Here is a 16962-nt window from a genome sequence, read left to right as displayed (position 1 = left end):
ATGGCGGGAAATCGCGGGCGGATGGCGGTGAGCGCGCGATCGACAGCACGCGCTCGACAGCACGCGCTCGACCGCCAGCGTCAGCGGCCGCCGGCCACGCAGGCCGGTGCCTTCTCTTCCCAGCTTTCGACCCGCGCCTCGGTGAGCTTGGGGTCGGTGGTGACCAGCGAATCCAGCTTGATCGGCGCCGGCGGGAGGCCCGCCAAGCCGTTCGGGTGCGTGGCCACCTGCCAGGCATCGGTCCGGCTCAGCAGCTTGAAGGCCCAGTCGTCGGCCGACCACTCGCTCGCCAGGCTGAGCATCGACGGCGCGGCATCGCCCCGCGTCGGCCCGGCCATCTGCGTGCAGACGGCAGCCCGGCGCACGATCGCCTCCGCCGTCGGCCCATGCCCCATCCGCAGCCAGCTGCCCTGTCGATAGAGCTCCCAGGCCGCCCGGTCGCAGGGCTCCCCGCGCGTCGCGACCAGCAGCCCATCCTCCGGGTCGAGCACCACCTCGTCCTTGCCGAAGAAATACGTCATGTCGGCGGAGCCGCCGTCACGCGAGCTGACGATCACCACCGCCAGTCGGGTCAGGCGCTTCAGGTGCTCGCGGTCCTGGCACTTGGGTGGCGGCGCCTCGTGGGCGCAGCGGTTCAGCAGCTCGACCTGCCCGATGCTCAGCGCCTTCCAGTGCGCCTGCGACGCGGCGGCGAAACGGTCGGCGCAGCTCAGCGGCTTGGGCGCGTTGGGATCCTCGCCGCGCATCCACAGCAGCGACATGACCAGGCCCGCCGTCAGCAGCGGCGCGATCAGCAGCAGGAAGGCTGGCGACCTCAGCCATTGCAGCCACTCGCGCCAGGTGGTGCGCGACGGCGGCGGTGGATCGCCGAGCCGGGGCGGCGGCGCTTCCCGCGGCGCCGGCGCGGCCGGCTCGCCGACCGCCAGCGCGTGCCAGCGTCCGAGCTCGCCCGGCTGGCAGCAGATCTCGCGCACGGCGCTGTTCCAGTCGAACTCGCGATGCAGCGGCACCGCGTCGATCAGCGCCGGGCGCGGCTCCTCCGCCAGCCACAGCCAGATCGTGCGGGTGCGCTCGTCGAGCAGCAAGGCCGCGTCGATCCATCGATGCAGGCCGGCCTCATCACCGTCCGCCGGCAGCAGCGGCTGGCGCTCCGACCAGCGGAAGGCCTCGATGGCGGCGAAGAGCAGCAGGCCGGAGCGGCGGCGCAGGCTGCGGCTCAACAGCGCGCCGACGACACGGCGTTCAAACGCCTCGCGCACCGCCAGCGAGGCCAGCGCCGGCGACGCCAGCGCATTCCGCAGCAAGCCGACCGCGGCGGCCAGTGCGCGGGCGTCGACGCGCCAGAACGCCGCAAGGAAGTCCTCATAGGCGACCCCGGCGACCCGCTCCGGATCCACCTCCAGGTCGGGTTGGGGTGGCGGTCGTGGCCGGGGATCCGCCGGGGCCGCAGGCGCAGGCGACGGCGATGGCGCGGAGGCCGACGCTTCGTCGGGCACGTCGCTCGGCGCATGACCCGGCGCTTCGTCCGAAGCCTCGTCTGGCGCTTCCTCCGGCGCGTCGTCGTCGGTGGGATCGCCGTCCTGGATCTCGATCTCGTGGAACCCGCGCCCTTCGCGCAGGTGCGCGATCGCCGCCTCGTAGTGACCCCGCAAGGCCTGGAACCCCTGGGGGTCGCGCGCGCGGTCCAGGCGCTTGAGCCGGGCGGCGTAGGCGGCCTTGACGTCCGCCTCCGTGGCCCGCTCGTCCAGGCCGAGCGCGACGAAGTAGCTGGGCAGGAATACCGGCATCAGACCCCCAGCGGCGAGTCGGCCTCGATCGCGCGCACCAGGCGCTGCAGCATCTCGCCGCCCTGCTCGATGCGACGCGGCTCCTGCGAGTCGAGGTCGAGCTCGAAGCGCGTGATCGCCGTGCCCAGCTGCTCACGGTCCTCGCGGCCGACCTGCATGAACAGGCGCTCGGCGCGGGCGACGAGCGCGCGCACCTCCATGCGCTCGCGCGGATGCAGCTTCAGCTCTGACAGCGCCTTCAGCCGCTGCGCCACCTCCTGCGGCGACAGCCGCTCGTCGGAGTTCTGGATCACCAGGCGCTGCGGCTCGCCCGCGGAGCGATCGGCCAGCATCGGCGTGGCTTCGACCTCGAGCAGGCCGTCGATGTCGTAGGTGAAGCGCACGTCGATGTGGGGCCGGTGCTCGGCGCTGAAGCGCGGCAGGTCCACGTCGAACTGGCCGAGCAGGATGTTGTCCTTCACCAGCCGCGCCTCGCCCTGGTACACCCGGACCTGGATGGACTTCTGCTGCGGATGGATGGGCGAGAACGACTCGACGCGGCTGGCCGGCACGACGGTGTTGCGCGGCAGGATCGGCGACATGAAGCCGGCCGTCAGCCGGTCGGCGCTCACCTGCCTGGCGCTCTCGATGCCCAGGGAATAGGGGCAGACGTCGGTCATCACCCGCTCGGCCAGTTCCGCCGCATTGGCCTTCAGCCCGGCTTGCACCGCCGCGCCCAGCGCGACGACCTCGTCCGGGTTGATGCTGGCGTTCGGGAACTTGCCGAACATCCGCGTCACCAGTTGCCGCACTGCGTGGAGGCGCGAGCTGCCGCCGGCCAGCACGATCGCCGACAGGTCGGCGGTGCCGATGCGGGCGTCGCGGATCGCGGTCTCCACCGGCTGGCGCAGGCGCTCCAGCACGGGCTGGATAAGCCGCTCGAACTCCTCGGCGTGCAGCGTCAGGTCGACGGTGTGCGACTCGTGCTGGAACGCGATCGGCACCGCGCCGGACGGCCCCAGCGCGCGCTTGGCCGCTTCGCAGCGCGCCTTGAGCCTGGAGACGAAGCGCTCATCGCGCAGCAGCGCATCGGGCAGGCCGGCCGCGCTCATCACCCAGCGCTCGAGGCAGGCGTCCACGTCGTCGCCGCCGAGCTGGTTGTCGCCCGCCGTGGCGCGCACCTCCATCACGCCGGAGAACAGCTCGAGGATGGACACGTCGAAGGTGCCGCCGCCGAAGTCGAACACGAGGAACTGGCTGTCTTCCTGCTCGTTGAGGCCGTAGGCCAGCGCGGCGGCGGTCGGTTCGTTGAGCAGGCTGACCTCGACGAAGCCGGCGATCAGGCCGGCATTGCGCGTCGCCGCCCGCTGCGCGTCGGAGAAGTAGGCCGGCACGGTGATCACGGCGCGGTCGACGTCCTGTCCGAAGCAGGCCCGCACGTCGGCGCGCAGCGCGCGCAGCACCATCGCCGACAGCTCCTCGGCGCGGAACTTCCGGTCGCCCAGCGCATAGCTGGTCGCGGTGCCCATGCCGCGCTTGAAGCTCGCCACCGTGCGGTCCGGATGCGATTGCAACCGCTCGCGCGCCGCGACGCCGACCAGCACGCTGCCGTCCTCGTCCAGGCTCACCACCGACGGCGTGAGCGTCTGGCCCAGCGCGTTGGGGATCAGGTGGGAGGCGCCGTCGCGCCAGTAGGCGACCAGCGAGTGGGTGGTACCGAGGTCAATGCCGACGAGGTCGGGGACGAACGCAGAGGCGGTCATGGATCGAGGATGAGACAAGCGGGAAATCGGTGCGGGCCATGCCGCCGTGCGCGCGGTGGTCCGCGAGCGACGCGCCACACTATCCACCGGCCAGGCGACGCCCCATCGCCCTCGCGGGGGGTTGACGGGACAAGGCGACAGCGCGCGTGACGAATTGCGCGGATCGCGGCGGCCCCATAATCGCGCCCCATGCGCAAGCACCTCCTGCACTGGTTGCTCCCGCTGCTCATGCTGCTGTCGCAGCAGGGCGCGGTGTGGCACGGCATCGGTCACCTGACCGATGCGCGGGGGCATGCGCCGGCCGGCGCCACCGTCGCGCATGGCACCGACGCGCAGGACGGCCAGCCCCATGCCGACGCGGATCCGCTGCCCGTCGACCCGCTGTGCGAAACCTGCCTGGCCTTCGACGACCTGGCCGCCTCGGCGCGCGCCGAAGCGCCCGTGTTCGCGCTCGCCGAGGCCGCCCACGTCCAGACGGCGCCCGCCGAGCTCGCCCCGCGCGCGCTCCCCGCGCCGCCGCCGCGCAGCCGCGGCCCGCCCCTGGCGATCTGAATCCCCGCCTGACCGCGACGCCTGCCGCCCGCGCCTGAACGCTTTCTTGAAGCGCAGGCGGGACACCTGGCGCGCGCTCGACCGATTCCAAATTTCCAGAGAAACACCATGACTCATCCTCCGCTGCGCGTCCTCGCGCTGTCCCTGTCGCTCGCCTATCCGCTGCTGCTCGCCCTGCCCGCGCGCGCCGACGACGCTGCCCCCGCCTCGCCCTCGCCCTCCTCCTCGTCCGCCAGCGCCGACGCGACGCCCACCGCCGACCAGGCGCTGCCCACGGTCCAGGTCCAGGGCGCGCGCAGTCGCCTGGATGCCGCGCGCAACGGCCTGTCGCCCGACACCGGCAGCACGATCTACAAGTTCAGCAAGGCCGACATCGGCCGCCTCCCGCAAGGCGACGACACGCCGCTGAACCAGGTCCTGCTGCAGGCCCCGGGCGTGGTGCAGGACTCCTATGGCGGCCTGCACGTGCGCGGCGACCATGCCAACCTGCAGTACCGCATCAACGGCGTCGTCATTCCGGAGGCGATCAGCGGCTTCGGCCAGACGCTGGAGACCCGCTTCGCCGACCGCATCAGCCTGCTCACCGGCGCCTTGCCGGCGCAATACGGCTACCGGACCGCCGGCATCGTCGACATCACCACCCAGGGCGTCGGCGACGACGACAAGCCCTTCGCCGGCAGCGCCGGCATCACGCTGGGCACGCAGCGCTCGCGCGAGCTCGACCTCTCGGTCCACGGCACGCAGGGCCGCCTCAGCTACGAGTTCAGCGGCTCCTTCCTCGGCAACGACCTGGGCATCGAGAACCCGACAGCCTCGCGCGACGCGCTCCACGACCGCACGCACCAGGGCAAGGCCTTCGGCCTCGTGTCCTACCTGCTGGGCGACGACAGCCGCATCACCGCCATGGCCGGCATCACCAACAACCGGTTCCAGATCCCCAACTCGCCAGGGCAGTCGACCGCGTTCGCGCTGGACGGCACGCCGGACAAGGACTCGAGCACGCTCGACGCGCACCAGCGCGAGCGCAACCGCTTCGCCGTCGTGAGCTACCAGGCCGCGATCGGCGACACGGTCGACTACCAGGTCTCGCTCTTCCACCGCTACACCGACGTGCATTACTCGCCCGACGCCGTCGGCGACCTGCAGTACCTGGGCGTCGCGGCGGACATCCTGCGCCGCAACGAGGCCAACGGCGTGCAGGCCGACATGAGCTGGCGTCTGGACAGCGCGCACACGCTGCGCAGCGGCCTCTTCGCCCAGCGCGAGCACGCCAGCACGCGCAACGACGCGCTGGTCTTCCCCGCCGACGACGACGGCAACGCCACCAGCGCCACGCCGATCAGCATCGCCGACAGCGGCCGCCTGGGCGGCCACCTCTGGGGCGCCTACCTGCAGGACGAATGGAAGCTGGACCGCACGCTGACGCTGAACTACGGCGCGCGCTACGACCAGGTCGACACCGTCACCAAGGAACACCAGCTGAGCCCGCGCGTGGGCCTGGTCTGGGACGCCACGCCCGCGCTGCGCCTGCATGCCGGCTACGCGCGCTACTTCACGCCGCCGCCGACGGAGAAGATCGACACCACCTCGGTCAGCGCCTTCGCCGGCACGACCAACGCGCTGCCGTCGGACGCCAACACCGCGGTGCGCTCCGAGCGCTCGAACTACTACGATGCCGGCGCGGTCTGGCAGGTCACGCCCAAGCTCACCCTCGGCGTGGACGGCTACTACCGCGCCGTGCAGCACCTGCAGGACGAGGGCCAGTTCGGCAACGCGCTGATCTATTCCGCCTTCAACTACGCGCATGGCCGCGTCTACGGCGTGGACCTGACGGCGAACTACAAGGAGAAGGACTGGTCCGCCTACGCCAACCTGGGCACCACGCACGCGCGGGCGAAGCAGGTCGAGACGGGGCAGTTCAACTTCGAGCAGGACGAGCTCGACTTCATCGCCAGCAACTGGGTGCACCTGGACCACGAGCAGAAGCTGAGCGCTTCGGCCGGGGTCAATGTCCGGGTCGGCGACGGTTATGCGGTCGGCGCCAGCGCGTTGTTCGGGTCGGGCTTGCGCAACGGTTTCGCCAACACCACGCACCTGCCGTCCTACACCACGGTCAATGCCGACCTCAGCAAGCGCCTGGACCTGGGCGGCGGCGGTCCGGTGGAGGCGCGGCTGTCGGTGGTGAACCTGTTCGACAAGGTCTACCAGTTGCGTGACGGCTCCGGCATCGGCGTCGGCGCGCCGCAGTACGGCCAGCGCCGCACCGTCTACGTCAGCCTGACGAAGGAGTTCTGAGCCCACGGGGGGCGGCTGCGCCGCCGGGTGCGGCCCCTGTCGCCTGGATCGGGCGAAGGTGGTTTGGCGCACGGCGAAGCGGTCGTGGTCTTGGTAGGCTGCGGTGCATGACTGCACCGCCGCCCGACCGCACCGCCGCCAGCGCGACAGCCACCGCGCCCTCCGCGCGCGCTCACGACGAACCGCTGGCTGCCTCGAAGCGGGAGGCGCCGGGGCCCCTTGAAGCGAATGCCGAGCGTGAGGAGGCGATTGAGCGGAAAGGGGCCCCGGCGCCTTCCGCTGGTGCTCGGTCGCCGCAGGAGGCCTTGGAGCCGCCCCCAACCGAAGCCGACGAGCCGCCGAGCGACGAGTCTCCCTCCGCCGTCTGGGACCGCCGATACGCCTCGCACCCGCTGAGCCATCAGGATGCGTGGCTCACTGGCTGGCAGCATCGATTGCCGGGCGTGCGACGCGCGCTGGACATCGGCTGTGGCGATGGTTGGGAGACGGCTGCCTTGTTGGAGCTGGGCGTCGACGTCACTGGCATCGACATTTCCGCCGAGGCGCTGGCGCGTTGCCGGCGGCATTCGCCGCGGGCGCGCCACCTGCTGGCGGATGTGAGGGCGATGCCGATGCTGCGTGACGGTGAGTTTGACCTGGCCGTTGCACAGCTGTCGCTGCATTACTTCGACCGCGAGGACACCCGCCGCGCGCTGTGCGAGATTGCGCGCGTGCTGGCGCCGGAGGGCAAGCTCATTGGCTGCGTGAACGCGGAGGATGACTGGCACTACGGCGCGCCGGACGATGCCTCGAGCTGGGTGCTGACGCCGGTCGATGGTGTCGCCAAGCAGTTCTTCACTCGCGCGAAGCTCGAGGAGGTGCTCACGGCCTGCTTCGAGATCGAGCACCTGGACAAGCGCACGCTGAGCCGCTACGGCAGGCCGAAGTCGGTGTGGGAGTTCTTCTGCCGCCGCAAGCGTGATCACGGCGAGATGGATGCGCTGCCCTCGTCCGCGCTCGATGCGTGAGCGCGTGGCCGCTCAGGGACGCGGTGAGCCCCCCGGCGCGCCGAACCACTCCAGCCGATAGGTTTCGCGGTACGACAACGCGTCGTCGATGCCGGCCGTCGCCGACAGCCCCTGCAGCAGCGCGGTCGTCACCGCGACCGGCTGCGCGACGCGACCGCTCGGCGGCTGACCGGCGAAGCCCCGCCGCAGCTCGTCCGCCAACTGCCAGCCTTGCAAGCCGGTCGGTTCGGCGATCGTGGCGAACTGCATCGAGCGGCCCGACCGGATGCGGCTGAGCGCGGTGCGCGAGCCGTCCCCGGCCGCGATGCCGACGATGTCCGACCGCCCCATCGCGCGCAGCGGAAAACTCAGCGAATCCATGTAGACGTCGTTGATCGCCAGCACATGGGTCCAGCGCGCGCCGTGGCGCTGCTGCAGCCGCGTCAGCGCCGCCGGCATCGCGCGCGAGGCGTCGGAGATCGGCATGTCCTCGACGCCAAGCACCTCGCAGCGCGCGCAGCGCTGCAGCACCTCGACCATGCGCCGCGTCTTGACGTTGGCGATCTCGAAGCGGCTGTCGCTGAAGATCACCACCCCCACGCGCGCCCGCTCGGACTGGACCACCAGTTCCACCGCCTTCTCCGCGACGGCGGCCGGCTCCGTCGTCACGTTGGCCTGCAGCAGCGGCGTGGCGCCCGGGCGGGCGGCTGCGTGCCAGCCCACCAGCATGGGCTTGGCGGCGCCGGCCTCGGTCGGCATCAGGTCGGCGATGTCGGTCTCGTTGAAGCCGCCCAGCACGATGCCCTCGGCGCTGCTGGCGACCGCGCGCTCGAAATGCGCGCGCACCTTGGCGCGTTCACCGTTGCCGTTGCTGACGGTGAGCGTCCAGCCCAGTTCCCGGCAGGCCTCCTCGAAACCGCGGAAGACGGCGGCGATGCCGCCGTTGCGGAAATCCTGCGCGATGAAGGTCACCCGGCGCGGCGCTTCCTTGCTCGCCCCCGGCGAGGCGGTCGGGCCGGACGAGGCCTGCGCCGCGGCGGCCAGTGCGAGACCGGCCACCACCGCGACCGACAGGGTGCGGCGGCGCAACCCGGCAGGGCGGCGGACGTTCATCGATAGGTCTCCTCGGGGCGCGATCTTGCTCCCGTCGGGACCGTCGCGCCATCGGGCAAGCGAGGGGGGCCGAGCGCGGTTCAAGCAAGGCCCGCCCGCCACGCCGGACCGCGCGCCGGACCGGGCCTCGGGCCGCCCCTCTGACCGCGCTCAGGCCGGGGTCTCGGCGCGGCGCTTGTAGAGCGCGAGCAAGCCGTCCACGAAGTCCCGCCCGAGGAACTCCGCCACGGCCACCGCATAACCGTTGAAGCTGGAGGTGACGCGGAAGTGGGACTCGATGTCCAGCCGCGTGCGGCCGGCCGGCAGCGGCGTCAGGGTGAAGCGTGTCTCGCCGAGGTCGAAGTAACGTCCGCCGATGACGACATGCTCGTCCATCGTGCCCGGCGGGAACGAGTCCGGCGAGAACTCGTAGCGCCACGCCAGCCGCCGTCCCTCGACGCGCTCGGTCACGTGGCCGAGGAAATGCACGCCGCGCTCCCAGCGCGACACGCGGACCTCGCCGTGCGGGGTCATCCGCTGGATGCCCTCGACGGGCCGCGGCACACCGATCAGATGGATCCAGGTGCGGGGAAACTCATCGCGCCGGATGTCCCGCGCCGCGACGATCTCCGCCCAGAGGCGCTCCGGCGGCGCCTCGACGATCACCGACCGGTCGATGCGCTGCCAGCGCTCCGCTGTCAAGGGGCTGTCGAACGCGGCGACCAGCAAGGGCAGGACCGCCAGCACGCCCAGTTGCAGCGTCCCCAGGCGCGTGTGGCGCAGGACCAGGTTCATCACCACGCCGCCGATCGACGCCATCGCGAGAAAGAGCGGCGTCATCAGCACCACGCAGATCGCGCCTTCCAGCAGCGTCACCATCGCGCCGATCATCATCAGCGCCGTGGCCGCCCAGGGCGCGAAGGCCGCCTGCGTCCAGGTGGGCCGCGACGCGCGCATGCCATAGATCGTGATCGCGCCCGCCACCATCGGCGTCAGGTGCACGAAGCCCAGGCTCATCACGTAGCCGTCGTCCCGGGAAAGCCCCAGCCATGGCGCCCAGACCTGGACCTTCCCGAACATCACGCGCATCAGCAGCCCGTACAGCGCCCCCACCAGCACCGCCACCCAGCCGCGGCGCCCCCAGGTACGGGGATGACGCGTGATCGCATCCAGTGCCGTCGCGCCGGCGCCGGGCGCCGGCTCATTCTGTTGGTCTTGCGTCGTTCATTTCCTCCCGCGGCGCATTCTGCCCAGCCGAAGCCCCTGCCGCGAACCCCGGCAAATCTTTTCGCTTGCCATTCATTCGCATGCGAAGTAAATTTCATCCCCATGGCACGCACCACCTCCTCCAAGCAGCAGACCACGACCGGCACGCCTGCCGTCTGTGTCCCGCAGCAGATCGATGAACAGCTCTGCTTCGCGATCTACTCGACGATGCTGGGACTGAACAAGGTCTACCGCGAGCTGCTGAAGGACCTCGAGATCACCTACCCGCAATACCTCGTGATGCTGGTGCTGTGGGAACGCGACGGCCTGACTGTCGGCGAGATCGCGGAACGGGTCTTCCTCGACTCCCCGACGGTGACGCCGCTCCTCAAGCGCCTGGAGGCCGCCGGCCTGGTCAGCCGCGATCGTTCGCCGCAGGACGAGCGCCAGGTGCTGATCACGCTGACCCCTGCCGGTCGCGGCCTGCGCCAGCGCGCGAGCCATCTACCCCAATGCATCGTCGATGCCTCGGACACCGAACTGGCCGAGCTCATCGACCTGCGCGACCGCTTGCTCGCCCTGCGCGAGCGGATGGCCCGCAAATCCGGCTGAAGCCGTCCTCCTCTCACCCCCTCCTCACCCTCCTCTCACCGCCAACAACCGCCCGCATGCCCGCCATTTAATTCGCACACAAACTATTAGCAAGCAATCAGACATCCATCCGCTTGCCCCCCGCATCCCACCACCGCGCCTCGTCGCGATCCCCCTGAAGGAGCCACCACCATGAACGCCCTCTCCACCCTCGCCCGTCAATCGCGCCGCCAGTTGCTGGCGCTCTCGACCCTGGCCATCGCCGCCGCCGGCGCGGTCGCCACGCCCGCGCTGGCCGCCGGCGCCAAGGCCGCGCCCGCACAAGTGGCGAGCGCGCAGCCGTCCGGCAGCTACATCACGACCAAGGACGGCGTGCAGCTCTATTACAAGGACTGGGGTCCGAAGAACGGCCAGCCCGTCGTCTTCAGCCACGGCTGGCCGCTGAACTCGGACAGCTGGGAGTCGCAGATGATCTTCCTGGCCGACCAGGGCTATCGCGTGATCGCCCATGACCGTCGCGGCCACGGCCGCTCCAGCCAGCCCTGGGACGGCAACGACATGGACCACTACGCCGACGACCTGGCCACCGTGATCGAGACCCTGGACCTGAAGAACGCGGTGCTGGTCGGCTTCTCCACCGGCGGCGGCGAGGTCGCCCGCTACATCGGCCGCCACGGCACCGCGCGCGTGGCCAAGGCGGTGCTGGTCTCGGCCGTGCCGCCGATCATGGTCAAGTCCGACAAGAACCCCAACGGCGTGCCCAAGGAGGTCTTCGACGGCATCCGCGCCGCGCAGCTGGGCAACCGCTCGCAGCTCTACAAGGACATCCCCAGCGGCCCGTTCTACGGCTTCAACCGCCCGGGCGCCAAGGTCTCGCAGGGCCTGATCGACAACTGGTGGTTCCAGGGCATGCAAGGCGGCCACAAGAACACCTATGACTCGATCAAGGCGTTCTCCGAGACCGACTTCACCGAGGACCTGAAGAAGTTCGACAAGCCCACGCTGGTCATCCATGGCGACGACGACCAGATCGTGCCGATCGACATCTCCGGCCGCGCGTCGGCCAAGCTGATCAAGGGCGCGAAGCTGATCGTCTACCCGGGCGCGCCGCATGGCCTGACCGACACGCACAAGGAGCGCGTCAACGCCGATCTGCTGGCCTTCATCCGCCAGTGATCGTCGACGCGGCGTGACCCGCCGCTGCCCTTCCCCCACCTTCGGGGGAAGGGCCACGCGGGATTTCGGCTGGCGTGACGTTTGGTACGCTCGGTGATCTTTCCGATGGACGGCGCCGCGAGGCGCCGGCTCGTGGACCTCGCCGATGCCGATCCCCCTTCCCCCCTCCTTGTCGCTGCCCCGCGTTCACGTGCTCGAACTGCAGGCCAGCGACGAGGACCTGCTGCAGCGGTTCTATGAACGGAACCCCCTCTACTTCGAGCAGGTCAACGGCGCCCCACCCCGTCCGGACGAGGCCCGCGAGGAGATCCGCGACCTTCCCCCCGAAGGATGGAGCTTCAGCGCCAAGCGCTTGCTGGGTTATGCGGACGACCAAGGCGAACTGGTCGCGATGGCCTCGCTGGTGTCCGACCTGATGGCGCCGCGGGTCTGGCTGGTGGGGCTGTTCATCGTCGCCACCGAATTGCATGGCTCGCCGGCCGCGCGCGAGATCTACGCCGAACTCGAACGCTGGATGCGGCGCCGCGGCNCGCCGCGTGGGTGCGGCTGGGGGTGGTCGTCGGCAACGACCGCGCGGAACGCTTCTGGGAGCGCCAGGGCTTTGCCGAGGTGCGCCGGCGCGATGGCATCAGCATGGGCCAGCGCGTCAACTCGCTGCGGGTGATGGTCAAGCCGCTGGACGGCGGCCGCATCGCGGACTACCTCGAGATGGTGCCGCGCGACCGCCCGGGCGAGGCCTGAGTTGCGCGCGCTGACCACCAATGAATCAGGGCCCCAGCGGGGCCCTGTGTCGTTGGCGGCGACGGGAAGGTCCCGTCGCGAGGTCGCTCACTCGCCGAGGTAGGCCGCGCGTACCTTCGGATCGTTCAGCAGCGCCTTGCCGTCGCCCTTCATCGTGATCGCGCCCGACTCCATCACGTAGCCACGCGTGGCCAGCTCCAGCGCGCGGCTGGCGTTCTGCTCGACCAGCAGCACCGTCACGCCCTGCTGGTGGATGTCGTTCACGACCTCGAAGATCTTGTCGACCATGATCGGCGACAGGCCCATCGACGGCTCGTCCAGCAGCAGCAGCTTGGGGCGCGCCATCAGCGCGCGGCCCATCGCCAGCATCTGCTGCTCGCCGCCGGACATCGTGCCGGCAAGCTGCGCGCGGCGCTCCTTCAAGCGAGGGAACAGGCCGAAGACTTTCTCGATGTCGTCGGCGATCTCGTTGTCCTTGCGGATGAACGCGCCCATCTGCAGGTTCTCGGTGATGGTCATGCGCGTGAACGTGCCACGGCCTTCCGGCACCATCACCAGGCCCTGCTTGGCCAGGTTCCAGGCGCCCTGGCCCTTGATCGAGCGGCCCAGGAACTTGATGTCGCCCACGGCCACCGGCTGCAGCCCGGTGACCGCCTTGAGCGTCGTCGTCTTGCCTGCGCCGTTGGCGCCGATCAGCGAGACGAGCTCGCCCTCGCGCACGTCGAAGTCCACGCCCTTGACTGCCTGGATGCCGCCGTAGGCGACCTTGAGGCCCTCGACCTGGAGGAGGATGTTGTCTGCCATCTTTTCAGTTTCCATGGGTCGGGATCAGGGAGCCGCGTGCGCTTCTTGCGCCGCGTGCGCGCCGAGGTAGGCCTCGATCACCTTGGGGTTGCGCTGCACCTCCGCCGGCGTGCCGGAGGCGATGAGCTTGCCGTAGTCCAGCACCGACACGTGGTCGCACAGGCCCATCACCAGCTTCACGTCGTGCTCGATCAGCAGGATGGTGCGGCCGTCGTTGCGGATGCGGTCGATCAGCTCGCGCAGCACCACCTTCTCGGTCGCGTTCATGCCGGCGGCGGGCTCGTCCAGCGCGATCAGCTTGGGATCGGTCGCCAGCGCGCGCGCGATCTCGAGCCGGCGCTGGTCGCCGTAGGACAGCGTGCGGGCCTTGAAATCAGCATGCCGCTCGATGCCGACATAGGCCAGCAGCTCGCGGGCGCGGGCGGTGATCTCGGCCTCTTCCTTCTTGAAGCCGGGCGTGCGGAACACCGCGCCCATCAGGCCCGAATGGGTGCGCACATGGCGGCCCACCATCACGTTCTCCAGCGCGGTCATCTCGGCGAACAGCCGGATGTTCTGGAAGGTGCGCGCGATGCCGGTCTTGGCCACCTGGTGCACGGCCTGCGGCTTGTAGGCCTGGCCGCCCAGCTCGAAGGTGCCGCCATCGGGCACGTACAGGCCGGTGATCACATTGAAGAAGGTCGTCTTGCCGGCGCCGTTGGGACCGATCAGGCCATAGACCTGGCCCTTCTTGATCTCGATGCCCACATCCGACAGCGCCTGCAGGCCGCCGAAGCGCTTGGACGCGCCGGCCACTTTCAGTACGGTTTCAGTCATTCTTTCTGGCTCCTGGCACGGATCAGGCGTTGATGGCGCTGCCGGCGTTCGCGGGCGGCTGTGCCCCGGGGGGCAGCGGCCGCGACTTGCCGTGCTCGGGCGACGGCCACAGGCCACGCGGACGCATGAGCATGATCACGATCATCGCCAGCGCGATCAGCAGCTGGCGCAGGATGGCCGCGTCCAGGCGGCCGTCGGTCATCTCCTGCAGCGGACCGGCGACGTAGCGCAGCACTTCCGGCAGCGCGGCCAGCAGCAGCGCGCCCAGGATCACGCCCGGGATGTGGCCGATGCCGCCCAGCACGACCATGGCCACGATCATCACCGACTCCTGCAGGCTGAACGACTCCGGCGAGACGAAGCCCTGGAAGGCGCCGAACATCGAGCCGGCCACGCCGCCGAAGGTCGCGCCCATGCCGAAGGCCAGCAGCTTCATGTTGCGGGTGTTGATGCCCATGGCCTTGGCGGCGATCTCGTCCTCGCGGATGGCCATCCAGGCGCGGCCGATGCGGGAGTTCTCGAGCCGGTAGCAGATCACCACCGACGCGATCACCAGCGCCAGGAACAGGTAGTAGTACATCGACACCGAGTTGACCTCGATCCCGAAGAAGGTGTGGTTCTGGCTGAACTCGAAGCCCAGGAAGTGGACGCCGTCGATCTGGCCGATGCCGCGCGGGCCGTTGGTGATGTTCAGCGGGTATTCCATGTTGTTCAGGAACACGCGGATGATCTCGCCGAAGCCCAGCGTCACGATGGCCAGGTAGTCGCCGCGCAGCTTCAGCGTCGGCGCGCCCAGCAGCACGCCGAACAGCCCCGCCAGCAGCGCCGCCAGCGCGATGGCCAGCAGCAGCGGCAGGTGCAGCCCGTTGGGGAAGGCGGCGGCGATGTGCTCGAAGTTCTCCGCCAGGTGCGGACTGTTGAGCAGCGCGAAGAGATACGCGCCCACCGCGTAGAACGCGACGTAGCCCAGGTCCAGCAGGCCGGCGTAGCCGACGACGATGTTCAGGCCCAGCGCCAGCAGCACGTACAGCAGCGCCAGGTCGATGATGCGCACCGGGCCGTTGCCGAAGGACTGCGCGAACAGCGGCAGCACCAGCAGCAGCACGCCGGCGATCAGGAAGGTGATCAGCTTGGATTTGTTGTGCATGTGAGGCTCCTCAGGCGCGATCGGCGACGCGTTCGCCCAGCAGGCCCGACGGACGCAGCGTCAGCACCAGGATCAGCGCGATGAAGGCGAAGATGTCGGCGTAATGGCTGCCCAGCACGCCGCCGGTCAGGTCGCCGAGGTAACCGGCGCCGATGGCTTCGATCAGGCCCAGCAGCACGCCGCCGACCATCGCGCCGGCGAGGTTGCCGATGCCGCCCAGCACCGCGGCGGTGAAGGCCTTCAGACCGGGCATGAAGCCCATCGAGTGCTGCACGGTGCCGTAGTTGGCGGCCCACATGAGGCCGGCCACCGCGGCCAGCGCGGCGCCGATGATGAAGGTCAGCGAGATGACCGCGTCAGGCTTGACGCCCATCAGCGCGGCCACGCGCGGATTCTCGGCGGTGGCGCGCATCGCGCGGCCCATCTTGGTGTGGTTCACCAGGAACAGCAGGCCGCCCAGGATCACAACCGTGGTGACCAGGATCAGCACCTGCGTCACCGTGATGACCGCGCCGCCGATCTGGATCGGATCGGTGGGCAGCAGTTGCGGGAAGGGCTTGGGGTTCGGCTTCCAGATGATCATGGCCAGCGTCTGCAGCAGCAGCGACATGCCCATGGCGGTGATCAGCGGCGCGAGTCTGGGGGCGTTGCGCAGCGGCCGGTAGGCGATCTTCTCGATCGCGAAGTTGAGCAGCGTGCAGACGACGATCGCGCAGGCCAGCGCGATGATCATCAGCAGCCAGCCCGGCAGGCCCAGGCCAGCCAGCGCCGTGACGACGGTCCAGCTCACCAGGGCGCCTGCCATCAGCACCTCGCCGTGCGCGAAGTTGATGAGGTTGATGATCCCGTAAACCATCGTGTAGCCCAGCGCGACGAGGGCATACATGCTCCCGAGCACCAGCCCGTTGATGATCTGCTGAAAAAGTATCTCCATAAGGCCCCAGCATGTTGTTGGACACGGCTCGCGCCGCGTGACGGCGCTTGCGGGTGCAACCCGCGTGCCAATCCGTCCGTTTCAAGGGTATTCACCGACGCGGGCGCCACCATGCGCACCCGCCGGGCATGTCTCCCCAGTCTCGGCGACGCAACGAAGTGCGGAAATCCGCACAAACCGCCTAGCCAGCCGGGCGAATCCTCGCCAGTCGCAAAAAAGCCGGTGCGCCGGGTGCAAGGCGCGCGCCAACTTGGGCACACTGGACGGCGATTTTTCGTCTCCCATGGAACCGGTCGTCACCTCCTCCTTCGCCACCTCCTCCGCCCGCCAGCGGCTGGCGTACTTCCTGGGCCGGCCGACCTTCTACCTCTACCTGACCGGCGTGCTGATGCTGCTGGGGCTGCTGCTGGGCCACCGCCTCAGCGAGCGCGCCAGCCTCGACCAGCTCAGCGCCCTGGCCACCGAGCGGCTCGAGCTCTACGCCTCCAACCTGCAGACCGAGCTGGGCCGCCACGCCTACCTGCCCAGCCTGCTGGCCATCGATGGCGACGTCACCCGGCTGGTCGAGCATCCCGACGACGAGGCCCTGCGCAAGTCGGCCAGCCTGGCGCTGGCGCGGGTCAACGTGCGCGCGGGCACGACGCAGATCTTCGTCGCCGACCCCGAGGGCCGCGTGCTCGCCTCCAGCGAGCCGCTGACCCCGCCGCTGCGCCTGCAGCAGGCCATCGAGCAGGACCGCCATCACTTCTTCGCCTCCGACGCCGGCCAGGCGGGGCTGAGCGGCTCGACCAACTTCTTCCTGCTGCATCCGCTGCGCCGCCACCAGCAGCTGCAGGGCGTGATCGTCGTCAAGCTCAACCTGGCGCCGCTGGAATCGACCTGGGTCGACCTGGGCCTGCGCTCGCAGGGGGAGCGCATCCTGGTCTCCGACGACCAGGGCGTGGTGATCATGAGCTCGGTGGAGGAATGGCGCTACGCGGTGCTCAACCGCGCCGACGCGTCCGAGCGCGACCGGCTGCAGGCCAGCGCGCGTTATCCGCGCGTCGGTCCGGACCTGGGCCTGCCCGGCGCGCTGGAGGCCTACAACAGCCTG

14 protein-coding genes are annotated in these 16962 nt (G+C 70.0%); 6 read left to right on the top strand and 8 right to left on the bottom strand.

Going from position 1 to position 16962, the window contains the following annotated elements; all coding sequences use genetic code 11:
- Positions 1 to 80 precede the first annotated feature (80 nt).
- Both ACTJKJ_RS24455 and ACTJKJ_RS24450 read right to left on the bottom strand, forming a co-directional pair.
- Positions 81 to 1787: a hypothetical protein gene (locus tag ACTJKJ_RS24455; protein ID WP_440822655.1), complete on the bottom strand. Its 1707-nt coding sequence runs from the start codon at positions 1785 to 1787 to the stop codon at positions 81 to 83.
- Entirely contained in the window at positions 1787 to 3529 is a 1743-nt protein-coding gene (locus tag ACTJKJ_RS24450; protein ID WP_183490794.1) for an Hsp70 family protein, read from the bottom strand. Before ACTJKJ_RS24450 ends, ACTJKJ_RS24455 begins: the two co-directional genes overlap by 1 nt.
- 189 nt (positions 3530 to 3718) lie before the next feature.
- On the opposite strand from ACTJKJ_RS24450, the gene ACTJKJ_RS24445 reads away from it, so the two are divergent.
- The 3 genes from ACTJKJ_RS24445 (at position 3719) to ACTJKJ_RS24435 (ending at position 7383) form a co-directional block, all read left to right on the top strand.
- Positions 3719 to 4081 (top strand): hypothetical protein, encoded by a 363-nt coding sequence (locus tag ACTJKJ_RS24445; protein WP_297385625.1) that lies wholly within the window; start codon positions 3719 to 3721, stop codon positions 4079 to 4081.
- Between the two features lie 108 nt (positions 4082 to 4189).
- Positions 4190 to 6376: a TonB-dependent receptor gene (locus tag ACTJKJ_RS24440; protein ID WP_440822652.1), complete on the top strand. Its 2187-nt coding sequence runs from the start codon at positions 4190 to 4192 to the stop codon at positions 6374 to 6376.
- A 107-nt stretch (positions 6377 to 6483) separates the two neighbouring features.
- Positions 6484 to 7383: a class I SAM-dependent methyltransferase gene (locus ACTJKJ_RS24435; protein ID WP_440822650.1), complete on the top strand. Its 900-nt coding sequence runs from the start codon at positions 6484 to 6486 to the stop codon at positions 7381 to 7383.
- Between the two features lie 12 nt (positions 7384 to 7395).
- Here the strand turns inward: ACTJKJ_RS24435 and ACTJKJ_RS24430 are convergent, their stop codons facing one another.
- The gene (locus ACTJKJ_RS24430) at positions 7396 to 8475 is read right to left on the bottom strand and encodes a substrate-binding domain-containing protein (RefSeq protein WP_440822649.1); all 1080 of its coding nucleotides are present in this window, start codon (positions 8473 to 8475) and stop codon (positions 7396 to 7398) included.
- Between the two features lie 150 nt (positions 8476 to 8625).
- The gene (locus tag ACTJKJ_RS24425; RefSeq protein WP_440822647.1) at positions 8626 to 9579 is read right to left on the bottom strand and encodes an SRPBCC domain-containing protein; all 954 of its coding nucleotides are present in this window, start codon (positions 9577 to 9579) and stop codon (positions 8626 to 8628) included.
- A 204-nt stretch (positions 9580 to 9783) separates the two neighbouring features.
- On the opposite strand from ACTJKJ_RS24425, the gene ACTJKJ_RS24420 reads away from it, so the two are divergent.
- From ACTJKJ_RS24420 to ACTJKJ_RS24410, 3 genes are all read left to right on the top strand, one after another.
- Positions 9784 to 10272: a MarR family winged helix-turn-helix transcriptional regulator gene (locus ACTJKJ_RS24420; protein ID WP_297385615.1), complete on the top strand. Its 489-nt coding sequence runs from the start codon at positions 9784 to 9786 to the stop codon at positions 10270 to 10272.
- Positions 10273 to 10443: 171 nt separating this feature from the next.
- Positions 10444 to 11427, top strand: a complete 984-nt coding sequence (locus tag ACTJKJ_RS24415) for an alpha/beta fold hydrolase (protein WP_440822644.1) — start codon at positions 10444 to 10446, stop codon at positions 11425 to 11427.
- A gap of 145 nt (positions 11428 to 11572) precedes the next feature.
- A complete protein-coding gene (locus ACTJKJ_RS24410) occupies positions 11573 to 12091 on the top strand; it encodes a GNAT family N-acetyltransferase (protein WP_440822642.1) in 519 nt (172 codons plus the stop codon).
- 164 nt (positions 12092 to 12255) lie between these two features.
- Here ACTJKJ_RS24410 and ACTJKJ_RS24405 read toward each other — a convergent pair whose 3' ends face one another.
- From ACTJKJ_RS24405 to ACTJKJ_RS24390, 4 genes are read right to left on the bottom strand one after another with little or no spacing between them, the layout of a single operon-like run.
- The gene (locus ACTJKJ_RS24405; RefSeq protein ID WP_091723709.1) at positions 12256 to 12972 is read right to left on the bottom strand and encodes an ABC transporter ATP-binding protein; all 717 of its coding nucleotides are present in this window, start codon (positions 12970 to 12972) and stop codon (positions 12256 to 12258) included.
- A gap of 24 nt (positions 12973 to 12996) precedes the next feature.
- Positions 12997 to 13788: an ABC transporter ATP-binding protein gene (locus tag ACTJKJ_RS24400; protein ID WP_091723707.1), complete on the bottom strand. Its 792-nt coding sequence runs from the start codon at positions 13786 to 13788 to the stop codon at positions 12997 to 12999.
- 22 nt (positions 13789 to 13810) lie between these two features.
- Positions 13811 to 14935, bottom strand: a complete 1125-nt coding sequence (locus tag ACTJKJ_RS24395) for an ABC transporter permease subunit (protein WP_440822641.1) — start codon at positions 14933 to 14935, stop codon at positions 13811 to 13813.
- Between the two features lie 10 nt (positions 14936 to 14945).
- Positions 14946 to 15869, bottom strand: coding sequence for a branched-chain amino acid ABC transporter permease (locus ACTJKJ_RS24390; RefSeq protein WP_091723702.1), 924 nt, complete (start codon positions 15867 to 15869; stop codon positions 14946 to 14948).
- Between the last annotated feature and the right edge of the window lie 1093 nt (positions 15870 to 16962).

It is taken from the genome of Roseateles sp. 22389 (assembly GCF_052044995.1).
GTDB lineage: Bacteria > Pseudomonadota > Gammaproteobacteria > Burkholderiales > Burkholderiaceae_C > Roseateles.
This window is presented reverse-complemented; position numbering and strand designations above follow the sequence as displayed.